This window comes from Arthrobacter castelli DSM 16402, assembly GCF_000430705.1.
GTDB classification, from domain to species: domain Bacteria; phylum Actinomycetota; class Actinomycetes; order Actinomycetales; family Micrococcaceae; genus Arthrobacter_C; species Arthrobacter_C castelli.
Map to the genome: position 1 here is coordinate 129,727 of NZ_AUMN01000006.1, position 12,753 is coordinate 142,479.

General features: G+C 66.2%; 11 protein-coding genes. 9 read left to right on the top strand and 2 right to left on the bottom strand.

The features are described from left to right. The first annotated feature begins 27 nt into the window (after positions 1-27). Positions 28-729: a GtrA family protein gene (locus tag H535_RS24380; protein ID WP_081416542.1), complete on the top strand. Its 702-nt coding sequence runs from the start codon at positions 28-30 to the stop codon at positions 727-729. On the opposite strand, the gene H535_RS0108770 is transcribed toward H535_RS24380, so the two are convergent. After that, a complete protein-coding gene (locus H535_RS0108770; protein WP_026819259.1) occupies positions 698-1,561 on the bottom strand; it encodes a TIGR03089 family protein in 864 nt (287 codons plus the stop codon). The two genes, H535_RS24380 and H535_RS0108770, sit on opposite strands and share 32 nt — an antisense overlap. 236 nt (positions 1,562-1,797) lie before the next feature. On the opposite strand from H535_RS0108770, the gene H535_RS30195 reads away from it, so the two are divergent. The 3 genes from H535_RS30195 to H535_RS24390 are packed head-to-tail and all read left to right on the top strand — an operon-like array spanning position 1,798 to position 7,579. Then, positions 1,798-2,373 carry a WhiB family transcriptional regulator gene (locus H535_RS30195; protein ID WP_081416543.1) on the top strand — a complete coding sequence of 192 codons (576 nt, stop codon included), beginning with the start codon at positions 1,798-1,800 and terminating at the stop codon, positions 2,371-2,373. A gap of 2 nt (positions 2,374-2,375) precedes the next feature. Continuing rightward, positions 2,376-5,993, top strand: coding sequence for a glycosyltransferase family 2 protein (locus H535_RS24385; protein WP_281171233.1), 3,618 nt, complete (start codon positions 2,376-2,378; stop codon positions 5,991-5,993). Beyond that, positions 5,990-7,579, top strand: a complete 1,590-nt coding sequence (locus H535_RS24390; protein ID WP_051298861.1) for a DUF5719 family protein — start codon at positions 5,990-5,992, stop codon at positions 7,577-7,579. Before H535_RS24385 ends, H535_RS24390 begins: the two co-directional genes overlap by 4 nt. Before the next feature lie 7 nt (positions 7,580-7,586). On the opposite strand, the gene H535_RS0108795 is transcribed toward H535_RS24390, so the two are convergent. After that, positions 7,587-8,099, bottom strand: coding sequence for a metallopeptidase family protein (locus H535_RS0108795; protein WP_035768881.1), 513 nt, complete (start codon positions 8,097-8,099; stop codon positions 7,587-7,589). A 179-nt stretch (positions 8,100-8,278) separates the two neighbouring features. Between H535_RS0108795 and H535_RS0108800 the strand changes: the two genes are divergently transcribed. The 5 genes from H535_RS0108800 (at position 8,279) to H535_RS0108820 (ending at position 12,690) form a co-directional block, all read left to right on the top strand. Continuing rightward, a complete protein-coding gene (locus tag H535_RS0108800; RefSeq protein ID WP_026819262.1) occupies positions 8,279-8,662 on the top strand; it encodes a DUF3499 domain-containing protein in 384 nt (127 codons plus the stop codon). 80 nt (positions 8,663-8,742) lie between these two features. Further along, positions 8,743-8,982 carry a Trm112 family protein gene (locus H535_RS24395; protein ID WP_035768885.1) on the top strand — a complete coding sequence of 80 codons (240 nt, stop codon included), beginning with the start codon at positions 8,743-8,745 and terminating at the stop codon, positions 8,980-8,982. Continuing rightward, positions 8,979-10,478, top strand: coding sequence for an adenosylhomocysteinase (gene ahcY, locus H535_RS0108810; protein WP_026819263.1), 1,500 nt, complete (start codon positions 8,979-8,981; stop codon positions 10,476-10,478). The genes H535_RS24395 and ahcY overlap by 4 nt, the downstream gene beginning before the upstream one ends. A gap of 232 nt (positions 10,479-10,710) precedes the next feature. After that, positions 10,711-11,967, top strand: a complete 1,257-nt coding sequence (locus H535_RS0108815) for a L,D-transpeptidase (protein WP_026819264.1) — start codon at positions 10,711-10,713, stop codon at positions 11,965-11,967. Positions 11,968-12,000: 33 nt separating this feature from the next. Continuing rightward, positions 12,001-12,690, top strand: a complete 690-nt coding sequence (locus H535_RS0108820; RefSeq protein ID WP_245580233.1) for a DsbA family protein — start codon at positions 12,001-12,003, stop codon at positions 12,688-12,690. Positions 12,691-12,753: the final 63 nt, after the last annotated feature.

Below are 12,753 nucleotides of genomic sequence, written 5' to 3' on the forward strand. Positions count from 1 at the left end.
AGGTCGAAAAAGCACAGTGGGAGGATCATGCTCGCTACGTTGGGTCCGCGGTTGCGGGGGCTGTTTTTCCTGTTGTGGCGGGAAGTGATGAAGTTCGGCACGGTCGGCGCAATCGCCTATGTGATCGACAGCAGTGTCTTCATCCTGCTCCGCGAGGGAGCGCTGTCCCATAGGACCCTGGTCGCCGGTGTCCTCGCCAGTGTGGTGGCCACGGCCTTTTCCTGGGTGGCCAACCGATACTGGACGTTCCGCCATCGGCGCCGGTCGGCCATGTGGCGTGAACTGGGGATGTTCTGCCTGATGAACGCCATCGGTATAGGGATTGCAACCTTGTGCCTGTTCATCTCCCACTACGTGATCGGGCTTGAGACGACCCAGGCCGACTTCATCGCCAAAAACGTCGTCGGGCTGGTGCTCGGGACGATCTTCCGATTTTTGGCCTACCGGTACTGGGTGTTCACCGAAGAGCTGGCTGACGATCCGGATTTCCGCTTCGAATGGTCTGAGGGTAACGCCGAGGGCAGGCACAGCGACGATGCGGAACGTCGCAGCGAGGAAGGCCGCACGGAGGAACCCCGCGAGGACGAAGGCCGCACGGAGGAACCCCGCGGGAAGGAACCCCGCGGGAAGGAAGACAGACTCGGCGACCGAAGCGGTGGCGACGACGACGGCGGTCCTGACGCCGGCCACGCCGACGTCAGCCGGGATCCGGACCGAACCGGGACGTGACCCGTTCACTGGTCATCAATGATTCGCTCACAGCCACCTGCGGGTGGACCAGGACGACCGCGCCGCCGCCCGCCCAACTGTCCAGGGCAATCTGCAGCACTTCGGCCAGCGGCAGCGACGCAGACACCAGCACCGTCCCCGAATCCGCAGAGGCCTCTCCACCGGCTCCACCGGCTCCGCCGGCTCCGCCGGCGGCCGCAGTTGCCTCCGCGCCGGGCCCCGTGACCGGATCGCGCCGGGCGAAGCCGGAGAACAGCTGCCCGTACGCAATGCTGGTGGAGCCAAAACGCAGGGCTTCAGCCGTGGGCGCAGGTTCCGAAAGAGGCAGATATTCGTCCGGGTGGGAACGCACCTCGCCCGCATAATCGATCGTATCCGGCGGCAAGGCGCCGTCCCACCGCATCTGCAGCGCGCCGAGGGCGACGGCGACCAGGTATTGCGGAGGCGCGGTGGCGTCGGCAAACTCTGCCGGTTCTGTGGTGACAATGACGTCGGCGCCGGTGGCGTCGGCAGCCGCGCCCGCAGGATCCGAAGGTCCGCCGGTCGCAGGTCCGCTCTGCCGCAACTGAACCGATGCACCGACCTGCCAGGCAGCCAGCACCCAGCACAGCGAACGCCAATGTGGGCCCATGTCCAGCAACACAGTTGTCTCGTCAGTGGCATCGAGGTCGTCAGCGAGCAGATTGGAGGTTTTCGCCACCCAGTTGTCCAATACCCGACCCGACAACTCAACCCGTTCGCCATCGGTGCCGTACCAGATCAGCCGGGGCGAGGAGGGTCGATGCTGCCGAAGGTCCTGCAGCAGGGATGTGACCGAGCGGGCTTGTGTCATGGAAGGTGGACCTTTCGCAATGGGTGGCTGACGCCGGTTCCCGGCGGCCGCAGGCGCAACCGAATTGAAACAATTTTGTGGGCGTGCCTGCAACGGTCACGGCTCAACGATGGTTAGGATTCGTCCCGACCGCTTGACTCGGACCGTATTACACCAGTGTAATTAGGTAACGGTTTATCTTGGCTATCCCCCTAAAGTACCCGCAGCCAAGGTAATAAATCACCGGGAGGAGCATCATGGGGCACGCAGAACGAAACCAGGATCGTTCCACCATTGAAGCGCAGGCTGCTGCGCGCTATGGGTCACGGGGCGTACCGAGTGACTGGTATGTGGATCCGGCCGATCCGGAAGCCGCCAGGAAATTCAAGGAGGACTCTGAGCAGTCGTTGGACGACGCTGCCACCGCGTTCCTCGCCGCGCACGAAGCCAGCGAAACCGGTGAATCCACCCGGCAGCGCGACGACCGCGATGACGCGGCTGCTCCCACCGACTTGCTCAATGCCCCGCCGGAGAAGCAGTTCGAATCCACCCGGCAGCGCGACGACGCAGCGGTCTGGATCGGCCTGCCCGGGCTGGCCCCTGAGGACGAGGGGGAGCTGGGCTGGCAGGCCGATGCCCTCTGCGCCCAAACGGACCCGGAGGCGTTCTTCCCCGAGAAGGGCGGCTCGACCCGGGACGCCAAGAAGGTTTGCGGTGCATGCAACGTACAGTCGGAATGCCTCGAATACGCCCTGGCCAATGACGAGCGTTTCGGAATCTGGGGAGGGATGTCGGAGCGTGAGCGCCGGCGGTTGCGGAAGCGAGCGGTCTAATTCTGCAGCACGTCCGCGTTACCGCCGTTGTCGTTGCGCATAACGGGGCATCTTATTTACCACGGACCTTGGAATCGCTGACCGGGCAGAGCCGGCCGGCGGATTTTGTGATCGGAGTCGACTCCGGCTCCTCGGACAACTCACGCGAGGTGCTGCACCGCCATTTGGTCGGCACCGCGAACACGGTCGCCGCACTTCATAAAACCGGATTCGGCACCGCGGTCCGCCGCGGTATAGAGGCCGGAGAGAGCGCCGCCGGCACACGCAGCGCCGACGGGCCCGACGGCACAGCCAGCCTCGCCAGCACGGACAGCCTAAACAAGCGCGGCGCCCGCAACGAGCAGCCGGCGTCCATGACGGCGGGCATGGGCGCAGGCGCATCCGGGCACCCGGACGGTCACACACTCGAAGACCCGGACCAGCAAACGCCGGGTACGTCCTCCCCGGTCGCGCTGGCTGGACCCGACGACGACCCGTCCGCGGAGTTCCCGCCGGAACAGGAGTGGCTCTGGCTGCTCCACGACGACTCCGCCCCGCACCCGGAGGCGCTCGCCGAGCTGCTGACCGCCGTCGAACGTGCCCCCTCGGTCACCATCGCAGGCTGCAAACAACTTGAATGGGACGAACCGCGCGCGCTGATCGACGTCGGGCTGTCCATCAGCGGATGGGCCGAGCGGCTGACCCTGATCGACGTCGACGAACTTGACCAGGGCCAATACGACGGCCGCAGCGACATGTTCGCCGTCAACTCCGCCGGCATGTTGATCCGCCGCGACGTCTTCGATGCGCTGGCAGGCTTCGACCCTGCGCTGCCGGAGGTCGGCGACGACGTCGACCTCTGCTGGCGGAACCGGCTGGCCGGACACCGGGTGGTCGTGGTCCCGGCGGCGAAGATGTACCACGCGGTGCACCGCCCGCATCCGGCCGGCACGCCTGCGGCGGCACGGCGCAGCGAGGTGTACCTGCGGCTGAAGCATGCCCCGTGGCCGAAGCTGCCGTTCCTGGCTGTCGGAGCTCTGGTGGGCAGCATCATCCGGTTCCTGCTCAGCGTCGTCGCCAAGGACCCTGCCTACGGTGCCACCCAGCTGGTGGCCACTGTCCGTGGGCTGTCGCGGCCGTTCGCCCTGATGAAGGCACGATGGCGGGCGTTCCGCAGCCGCAAAGTGTCACGGAAGATGGTCCGCCCGCTGCAGACGCCCCGGGCCGATGCCCGGGCGCACCGCCGGTCCCGGCTGGAAGCGTTCGAAGCCAACGAAGTCGTTGGCGACGGCTCCGGTGGCGAGGACCTGAGCGCGCAACAACCCACCGGTGGCTCGCAGGACTTCGTCCCGCTGGCGGCGCCCGGGCGCAGCTGGTCCGGCACCGGGGCAGTGGCGGCCGCACTGATCCTCACCGCTGTGTCCTTCGTGGGGCTGCACCGGCTGTTCGGCTCCGAGGCCCTTGCCGGAGGCGCGCTGCTTCCGCTGTCACCGTCCCTGGCCGGAATCTGGAACAACGCATCGTCCTGGTGGGTGGGTCTGGGGGCAGGCTTCAGCGGCCATGGCGACCCGTTCGATTATGTCCTCTGGGTGCTGGGGTTGCTCGGCTTCGGTGACGGTTCGACGGCGGTGCTCTGGCTGACATTGCTCGCCCTCCCGTTGGCCGGCCTGAGCGCCTGGGTGGGGGTCGGGGCGTTCACGCAACACCGGTTGGTGAGATTCTGGGCCGCGCTGTTGTGGGCGTCGGTGCCCGCATTCCAGGTGGCATTGGGCAGCGGTCGCCTCGGTGCGCTGCTGGCCCACCTGCTGATTCCGCTGGTGGTGCTTGGCATGGTCCGGGCCGTTGGAGCGGCGATGCCGCGACGGCCGAATCCTGCACCCGGGTTCAGCAGCAACCCCGCCCCGGTGGCCAAACCGGGTACTGGTGGCCTTCCGTCCTGGACGGCGGCAGCGGCGGCGGGTCTGGCCCTGGCGGCATTGACCGCATCCGCACCGAGCCTGCTGCCGGTGGCCATCGCCGTCGTCGTCGGCGTCAGCATTGCGCTGCGCCGCCGGGCCAAGACCTTGTGGTGGTCGCTGCTGCCCAGCCTCGTGCTCTTCGCGCCCTTCGCCGTGTCGGTGCTGCAGACGCCGCGGGCGCTGCTGGCCGACCCGGGACGTGCCCTGTTCTTCACCTCCGCCCCGATGTGGCAGCAGTTCCTGGGGTATCCGGTGGCGCTTCAGCTGGACTCCACGCTGCGTGCCTGGCCGGGATTGTCGGATCTGGCGGCCGCACCCTGGACGTTGATCGCCGCCGGGCTGATCGGCGCACCCCTGCTGGTGCTGGCCGCGGTGGCACTGTTCGCCCCCGCTGCTCGCAGCACGCGCGCCAACCTGGTCCGCGTGCTGTGGGCGGCGGGGCTGCTGGCGGCCGGAGCTTCAATGGTCTACACACAATTCGCCGTCAGCTCCGGCGGTGATTTCCTGGTGCCGGTCTTCAACGGACCGCTGGTTTCGGTGCTGATCTTCATGCTCCTCGCCGCCGCGGTGACCGGCAGCAACACGTTGTTGCGTATACGCCGCCCCACCAACGGCACCGACGGCACCGTCCGGCGGGCACCGCGCGTGCTGGCGGGACTGACCGCCGTCATACTGCTGCTGGGCCCCGCCACCAGCCTGGCGTTGTGGGTGGTTCCCAATGCGGGGGTGGGGGCAGGGTCGCCGGCCGCCGCGCAGTCCGGCGACGCACAGTCCGGCGACGGCGTGGCAGACACCGTCCACGGCGGCAGGACGCTGATTCATGGTGTCCCGCAGCGGACCCTTCCGGCCACGGCCACCGACCGGGCCAACAGTCCCTTGCAGACCCGCACTCTGGTGCTGAACGTCGATGGTGACGGCGCCGTCAGCTCAGCGCTGGTGCGCGGTGGCGGAACCACCCTGGACTCGCTGTCGGCGGTTGCGGCCACCCGCGGGGTGGCCGGCGAGCCGGGCGCCGAAACGTTGACAGGCCCCGACGGGGCTGAGCAGATGCTCCGCACGACGGTTGCCATCATCACTGCCGGATCGGGCGTCGACCCGCGCGAGCAACTGCACCGGCTGGGGGCTGGATTCGTCGTGCTGGCCGAATCCAACACGGCAGCGGAACTGCTGGCCGACCGGATTGACGCCGTGCCCGGCCTCGCCGCGGTGGGGAAGACCGATTCCGGCTGGCTGTGGCGGGTCCGTCCGCCGGCCGCGGCCAACGACGAAGAACAGGCAGCCGAGGCAACTGGCGCGGTCCGGGTGGTCGACGCCGAAGGCCGCACCCTGGCACCGGTGGCTTCGAACGGGACGGCTGCCTCGACAGAGATCCCTGCCGGCGGAGGGGACCGGATGGTGGTGCTCGCCGAGCGCGCCGGCCCGTACTGGTCAGCATGGCTGGACGGGGAAAAGCTCACCTCCACATCCCAGGGGTGGGCGCAGGCGTTCAAGCTTCCGGCCGACGGCGGTTCGCTGGAAATCCGGTACGACCACCCGTGGGCCGGCTGGTGGGCAGCCGCGGCGATCGTCGTGATCGGCCTGACGATCCTGCTGGCCATTCCACTGCCGGCCAAACGGCGGAATACGATTCGGCGCAGCGTCGGTTCGTCAGGCGGACCGGCCGGTACGGGCAGGTTGATATGACACAGCAGAAGATCCTCCGCTCCTGGAGCGGCTACCTGGTATCGGCGGCTGTGTTATGTGTCGGGGCCGCGATGGTGGCGGGCGGACTCAGCAGCGGCGGGACAACGGCGGCAACCACCGTCAAGGCACCGCTGACGGGCGTCCCCGCGGGCGAGTACGTGGGGGTGTGCCCGGATCCGGCTCATCTGCTGGAAGGGACGATCACCGGCGGCGACCCCAAGTTCAGCCCGAAATCGACAACCGCGGCCAGCAGCGTATCCGCCGTCGTGCTTCAGGACGCATCCTCGGCCGTGCCGCCCGGCAACCTCAGCGCGCTGGGCGCCAAAGAGACACTGACCACTCTCGGCGGCTCCGGGGCTGAGGACCCGAAGGAGGCCGGAGGAGGCCCTGCGGCACAGCACGGGAAGGCGGCGGCGGTCGCCTCGCACCAAGTGCAGCAGCCGTCGGTGCTGAGGGCCCAGCCGCTGGGACAGCAGCAGGCAGCGGCTGCGGCGCTGATGACGTACTCCTCCGACGACGGCGATCTGCAGGGGCTGGCCGCTGCAACCTGCCAGCAGCCCGCCAACGACATGTGGATCCTTGGCGCAAACACCACACTGGGGCAGACGGCGCTGCTCACCATCGCCAATCCCTCCAGCACCCCGGCTTCGGTCGACCTGCAGTTCCATGGCGGCGAAGGCCGGATTGATACGCCCGGGGGCCGGAGCATCCTGATTCCGCCGGGGGAGACCGAGTCGATTGTGCTCGGCGGCATGGCTCCTGACCAGAGCCGGCTGGCGGTGAGGATCCAGAGCAGCGGCGCGCCGGTGACCGCCGCCATACAGCAAAGCGCGCTGCGCGACCTTACTCCTGGAGGGGTGGCATACCTGACGCCGGCGGCCGGACCTTCCACCGGGCAGGTGGTGACCGGCGTGCGGATCCAGGACCACAAGGACGCACGGAAGATCGCGGCGCAGAAGGGGTATGAATCGACGACGCCGGTGCTCCAGGTGGCGGTGCCCGGCTCCACCAAGGCCGTCGCACAGGTACGGGCCTTCGGCCCTCAGGGCGAGGAACCGCTGGCCGGAGACGGCGTGATCACCGTACCGGGCGGGACTGTCCGGCAGATCCCGCTGGATGACCTGCCCAAGGGAACCTACACCATCGACGTGTCGGCGGACGTTTCGATGGTTGCCGCGGTGCGGATGAGCAAGGGAACCAAGCCGTCGAAGCCGGTGGACATGGCTTACGCCGCGAGCACTGAACGGATGGGGTCCAAACATGTGATTCCGGTTTCGGATAGTGCCGACGGGCGGTTGGTGTTCGGCGCCCCCGACGGAGCGGCCGAGGTGGAACTGACGCCGCTGGACAGCGAGGGAAACCAGGGCAGCAGCACGGTGATTCAGCTCGAGGCCGGCACCACACGCACCATTGAGGTCAGCGAACCGGGCGGTAAAGGTACAGCAGGTTTCATCGCAACAGCTTCGGGCGGTGCGGTATACGGTGGCCAATTGCTCACCGCCGACGATTCGGCCGACATCGCGGCAGTGAAGGTGCCTCCCGCCGTCGCCGATCCCAGGCAGTTGCCCGTGGTCCTCGGATACTGAGTTCTTTTTAGTTGAAGTGACCGTAGGTCGGATCGATCATTTCGGGGGAGAGGCCGAGCAGTTCGGCGGCTTGCTCAACCACGGCGTCGTGCACCAGCTCCGGCACATACCAGGCCGCCCCCGCGGCCATCTCGACGGGGTGCCGGTACACGATGATGGCTGCCGGCCGCGCGCTCGTTTCCGGGGTGTAAGTTCCCAACGGAACCCGGCCGCCCAGGGCAGCGAGGGTCTCCAGTTCGTGCGGGATCTGCTCCACATGGAACTCGATGGAATCGATGGCAGGACCTCGCAACTGCTGGAGCCGCTCGGCGGATTCGAGCACGTACTCGTCGAACTGCTGCTTCCGGCTCAGTGAGGCGGGCACCGAGGCAGGCAGCAAGGGAGTCCTCAGCGACCGTCCACGCCGGTCCCGCCTGCGCCGGTGAAACGGCCTGCGGCCGCCCGCCGTGTGCTGTCCGGCCGTTCGGCGGCTGGAGCCCTCCGGCTCCGGAACCACCGTAAAGTCCGATCCGTGCTCCATACCCAAGACTCTAGACCTTTGAGCCGCCGGGCGGCGAGGTGCCGGTGCCGGCGGTGATAGTGGCGGCAAGGTGCCGGTGGCAGCACCGGTGCAGCGTCCGGTGCGGGCCCATGAATTCCACGCGGCGCGGGCATGGCGGAACACCAGTTGGCGGACCGCGGCTAGTAAGCTCAGGTGTCGTGGTAGCTATACGTCAATGTTCGAGATCGGCCTGCAACAGCCGGGCTGTGTCCACCTTGACCTACGTGTACGCGGATTCAACCGCAGTGCTCGGGCCCCTGGCCACGTATGCAGAGCCGCATTGTTACGATTTGTGTGCCGATCACGCTGAGCGGCTGACCGTCCCGCGCGGATGGGAAGTGCTCCGCCTGGCGCAGCCGGACACCCCGGCAGAGCACAATCCCGATGACCTGCTTGCCTTGGCAGACGCCGTCCGTGAGGCGGCCAACCCGGTTGAACCGGAGGAGCCGGCAGCCACCCGCAGGGCAGCCCGCGGCAGCCTGGAACCTCCGGCAGAGACCGGCGAAACCCGGAGGGGGCACCTCCGCGTCCTGCGCGAGTAGGGCGCAGCGGATAGGCTGGAGTCGTACCAGCACTGCCGTACGCCGGCTGGATCCGCCCGGAGAGGAAAGTGTTGCCCGCCATGCCCAACCTTGCGCCCGATCTGCTGTCCGTATTGCGTTGCCCCGTCACCGGTTCGACATTGACACAGCAGGACGACGTGCTCATTTCATCTGCCAATGGGCCACAGGGGCAGCCGCTGCGTTACGCCATCGACGAGGGCATTATCGTATTGCTGCCCTCAGGCCTGCAGCCGGAGCCCGCCGGCAGCGGCCCCGATCCGACGACCGCCGAATCCACAACTGAAACAGGACAAGCATGACATTCGAGTACAAAGTCGCCGATCTTTCCCTGCACGAGGCTGGCCGGCACCAGATCCGGCTGGCAGAGCATGAGATGCCGGGCCTGATGGCGCTGCGGCGCGAATATGGTGCCGACCGGCCGCTGGCCGGTGCCAGGATCGCCGGGTCACTGCATATGACAGTGCAGACGGCGGTGCTGATTGAGACGCTCACGGCCCTCGGTGCCGAGGTCCGTTGGGCCTCCTGCAACATTTACTCGACCCAGGATGAAGCCGCGGCCGCCGTCGTTGTCGGCGATGGCACCGTGGACGAGCCGGCCGGCGTGCCGGTCTTCGCCTGGAAGAACGAGTCGCTTGAGGATTACTGGTGGACGGCCTCGCGCATTCTGTCCTGGCCCGAAGGCAGTGACGGCAAGCCCACCGGCCCGAACATGATTCTCGACGATGGCGGGGACGCGACGCTGCTGGTCCACAACGGTGTCGAGTTCGAAGCCGCAGGAGCGGTCCCCGCCACCCCGGATCCCGACTCCGACGAGTACAACCAGGAGTTCGCCGTCGTGCTGGACCTGCTGCGCGGCATCCAGGCCGAGGACCCCAACAAGTGGACGCAGCTGTCCGCCGGAGTCCTGGGCGTCACCGAGGAAACCACCACCGGCGTGCATCGGCTCTACCAGCTGGCCGAACAGGGCCAGTTGTTGTTCCCGGCCATCAACGTCAACGACTCGGTCACCAAGTCGAAGTTCGACAACAAATACGGCGTCCGTCACTCCCTGCCCGACGGCATTAACCGGGCCACCGATGTGCTGATCGGCGGCAAGGTCGCCGTGGTCTGCGGCTATGGCGACGTCGGCAAGGGTGCGGCTGAAGCGCTGCGCGGCCAGGGCGCCCGCGTCATCGTCACCGAAATCGACCCGATCTGCGCCCTGCAGGCCGTGATGGACGGCTACCAGGTGGCCGCGCTCGATTCCGTGGTGGAGCAGGGCGACATCTTCATCACCACCACCGGCAACCGGGACGTGATCATGGCCGCCGATATGCAGCGGATGAAGCATCAGGCCATCGTCGGCAACATCGGCCACTTCGACAACGAGATCGACATTGCCGGCCTGTCCAAGGTGCCTGGCGTGAAGAAGGTGGAGATCAAGCCGCAGGTGCACGAGTGGATGTTCGACGCCGACGGCGCCAACCCGCACAGCATCATCGTGCTCTCGGAAGGCCGGCTGCTGAACCTGGGCAACGCCACCGGACACCCGTCATTCGTGATGAGCAATTCGTTCACCAACCAGGTGATCGCCCAGATCGAGCTGTTCACGGTCTCGGCGGTCTCGGCAGGCTCGACCACCGGGAAAGAGTACGACAAGCAGGTGTATGTGCTGCCCAAGGTTCTCGATGAGAAGGTCGCACGGCTGCACCTGGACGCACTCGGCGTCGAATTGACGGAACTGTCCAAGCCGCAGGCCGAATACCTCGGCCTCGAGGTGGCAGGTCCGTACAAGCCGGACCACTACCGGTACTGAGCCGGCCCGCATCCCGACTATGCGAACGGGTGACTACCGTATCGTCTATGAGATCGAAGATGACAAGCTGCTTGTGCTCGTCTTGACGCCGTCGTGAAATTTATAAGCGCCGATAGGACAAGGCAAAGGGGAAGCGTCCGCCAGCACCGAGCGGGGTGCAATTGCGCACTTTTTGCGCGCCATCCCCTAGACTTAACCGGGCAGCGGCATGATATAGGGCAGTGAGGCATTAATGAGCGACCAGAATAACCGCCGGCGGGGATGGATCATCGGTTCCGTGGTGATTGCTGTCCTGCTGGTCGGCGGCGGCATTTCATTGGCAACGTTCCCCATGTGGGGTGGCCAGAATGCCGGCTCGAACGTTGAAGCCAAGATCGAGTCCGAGGCCAACACGCCGGCCCGGACCGATGAAGGGCACGCCAGCCCGGTGGCTAAAGACGTCAAGTTCACTGCCTCACCCTCGGACCAGGCCAAGGAGATTAATCCGGCCACACCTCCCGAGGTTCGCGCCAAAAACGGAACTATCGCGTCCGTGAAGCTGGTGCCCGCCTCGGGCGGGGAGCCGGTCAAGGGCAAGCTGAGCAAGGACGGCCACGTCTGGACGGCGTCCGAACGGCTCGAATTCGATACCACCTACAAGTTCAGCTACACGGCAACGGACACTGCAGATCGTAAGACCACCAGCTCCAGCACCTTCACCACGGTCGTGCCGGCCAATGAGGCCAATGCCTGGACCTATCCGGCCGACGGGGCGACTGTCGGAGTGGGGCAGCCGATACAGATCAACTTCAGTGAGCCGGTGCTGAATAAGGAGAAGGTCGAAGACCGGATCTCGATTACGACGTCGGCAGGCCAGCAGGGTGCCTTCCACTGGTATAACGACGAAATGCTGCGGTACCGGCCGAAGAACTTCTGGGATGCGAACAGCACTATCACCATTGAGATGAAGCTGTTCGGCGTCGAATTCGGCAACGGGATGATCGGCAACCACGATTCGACGGTCAAAGTGAACATCGGGGACAAGCGGGTTGCAGTTGCCGACAGCAAGAGCAAGCAGATGAAGGTCTACATCAACGATGAACTGGTGCGCACCATGCCGCTGACCATGGGCATGGAGGAATGGCCTTCCATGAGCGGGTATCACGTGGTGCTCGGCGACCAGCGGAAAGCGGAGTTCCGGGCGGAATCCATCGGACTGCAGCCTGGCGATGAACATTACTATGAGCCGCTGACGGTGGAGTATGCCACCCGGATTTCCCAAAGCGGCGAGTTCCTCCACGGTGCCCTTGACGGGACGGCCAAGTACCTTGGGAACACCAACATCTCCCATGGCTGCATCGGATTGTTCCACGAGGACGCTGCCTGGATGTTCAATAACTTCACCGTCGGCGATGTGGTGCACATCAAGAACACCGGCAATCATGCCCTGCCGCCACTGGACGGGTTCGGGGATTGGAACATGAGCTGGGAAAAGTGGACTCAGGAGTAGCACCGGCTTGACCACTACCCACGGGGGAGTCCTGTGACGCCTGCCAAACCCCGGATGAGCCTGCCCAACAAGATCGCCCTCGGCGTCGCGGCGTTTGCCGTCGCTGCCCTGGTAGCTGTCACCTTGACGGTCAACAGCACCAATGGCAGCAACAGCGCCAATACCGCGAAGCACCAGGATCTGGCGAAAGGTGCCGAAGTGGTCCGGGACGGCAGCCACGTGCTGTCGAAGGCGGAGGACGAGAAGGCTGTGCTGGTCGAATTCCTCGACTTTGAGTGTGAAGCCTGCCGGGCGGCGTATCCACTGGTGCAGGAACTAAAAAAGGACTACGGCAAGCACGTCACGTTCGTGGCGCGATACTACCCGCTGCCGGGCCACCCGAACTCGATGGAAGCGGCAATGGCCGTCGAGGCGGCGGCGCGGCAGGGCGAGTTCCGGGCGATGTACCGGAAGATGTTCGAAACGCAGCGCGAATGGTCCCATTCGCAGCAGTCGCAGGCCAAGAGATTCCGCGGCTATGCCGCCGACCTCGGGCTGGACATGGACGCGTTCGACAAGTCCCTGCAAGACCCTTCCACCAAGGCCCGGATCCTGCTGGATAAGAGCGATGGCGCCGGCCTGGGCGTGACGGGCACTCCGACCTTCTTCCTGAACGGCACGAAGATCGAGCCCGGAAGCGAAGCTGAATTCCGGAGGCTGATCGAACAGGCCATCGCCGGCTGAGCCGCCTGCCGCGGTCCGACAGCACGGTGCCATCGCGGCGGGGACGGCGCTTCCGCACCTGCA

Bases quoted from the DNA above. Each gene is read 5' to 3' on its own strand.
- H535_RS24380 (WP_081416542.1), top strand. From the start codon at position 28: ATGCTCGCTACGTTGGGTCCGCGGTTGCGGGGGCTGTTTTTCCTGTTG.
- H535_RS0108770 (WP_026819259.1), bottom strand. From the start codon at position 1,561: ATGACACAAGCCCGCTCGGTCACATCCCTGCTGCAGGACCTTCGGCAG.
- H535_RS30195 (WP_081416543.1), top strand. From the start codon at position 1,798: ATGGGGCACGCAGAACGAAACCAGGATCGTTCCACCATTGAAGCGCAG.
- H535_RS24390 (WP_051298861.1), top strand. From the start codon at position 5,990: ATGACACAGCAGAAGATCCTCCGCTCCTGGAGCGGCTACCTGGTATCG.
- H535_RS0108795 (WP_035768881.1), bottom strand. From the start codon at position 8,099: ATGGAGCACGGATCGGACTTTACGGTGGTTCCGGAGCCGGAGGGCTCC.
- H535_RS24395 (WP_035768885.1), top strand. From the start codon at position 8,743: ATGCCCAACCTTGCGCCCGATCTGCTGTCCGTATTGCGTTGCCCCGTC.
- ahcY (WP_026819263.1), top strand. From the start codon at position 8,979: ATGACATTCGAGTACAAAGTCGCCGATCTTTCCCTGCACGAGGCTGGC.
- H535_RS0108815 (WP_026819264.1), top strand. From the start codon at position 10,711: ATGAGCGACCAGAATAACCGCCGGCGGGGATGGATCATCGGTTCCGTG.